The sequence below is a fragment of the Jiangella rhizosphaerae genome, assembly GCF_003579925.1.
In the GTDB taxonomy this organism is placed as follows: domain Bacteria; phylum Actinomycetota; class Actinomycetes; order Jiangellales; family Jiangellaceae; genus Jiangella; species Jiangella rhizosphaerae.
Genome location: NZ_QUAL01000213.1, coordinates 1 through 848 on the forward strand (window position 1 = coordinate 1; position 848 = coordinate 848).

Consider the following 848-nt stretch of genomic DNA (forward strand, 5'->3'; position numbering starts at 1 on the left):
CCGCTCCTGGGCCGACGCCGGCTGACGGGCCCGGGGTCCGGAGCCGGCGCCCGGGCCCGCCGCCCGGGCCCGCCGCCCGGGCCCGGACGGCTGTCGCACGTAGCACAGAGGCGCTACGCTTCGCAGCCGGTAACGTCTATGTCAGCGACAAACCCACCGGAGCGGCCGCCGGGCGGCAGCCATTCGGCGGAAGTCGGGCCAGTGGGACGAATGACAAGGCGGGTACGGTGCACAATCTTCTACGGTGGACGAGCACTCGAGCCGTGGAGGAGAACGTTCGCCCCGCCGCACACGCACGAGTACCCGCACATGGGTTGAGCCGAGAGACGAGAACACGAGGTGTCAAGCGTGATGGATGACCGGCTGTCGACCAGGCCGTACGTCGCACGAGCGGTGCGGTTGCTGTCCCAGCCCCGCCGGAGTCCCGCCGACGGCGCACTGGTCACCGCGGTAGCACTGCGGCTGGCCTCCCTCGACAGCGACAGCGAGACCGCCGAGCGGCTCGTCGCCGCGTCCGACCGCGTGATGGCCGGGGTCGCCGGCCTCATCGGCGAGCAGGCACCGGCGTCGGACTGGAGCGACACCGCCGAGGCGCTGGCCCTGATGATCGCCGGCCGGCCGCTGCAGCGGGGCCACCTCATGGCGGCGCGGGCCACGCTCGGCACGGCCGACAAGGTCATCGACCTGTCCGACCGGCTGCGCCGCACCGCCGAGGAGCCCATCGACCGCGACGACCTCGGCCGCGCGCTGGCCATGGCCGTCACGGGCCCGGCCGAGCTGGCCGAGGCGCTGCTCGAGCGCGAGTCGTCCGACGCCGCGCCCGCGCCGGCCGCCGAGGCCCCCGCGCC

The 848-nt window shown here is 74.8% G+C and carries 1 protein-coding gene and 1 pseudogene; both read left to right on the top strand.

Annotation, left to right across the window (positions count from 1 at the left end; translation table 11 throughout):
* Positions 1 to 74 precede the first annotated feature (74 nt).
* Positions 75 to 318 (top strand): annotated as a pseudogene (locus DY240_RS34185) (L-glutamate gamma-semialdehyde dehydrogenase); the annotation flags it as partial.
* Positions 319 to 348: 30 nt separating this feature from the next.
* Positions 349 to 848: hypothetical protein (locus DY240_RS22510; RefSeq protein ID WP_147375449.1), on the top strand; the 500-nt coding region annotated here is incomplete at its 3' end.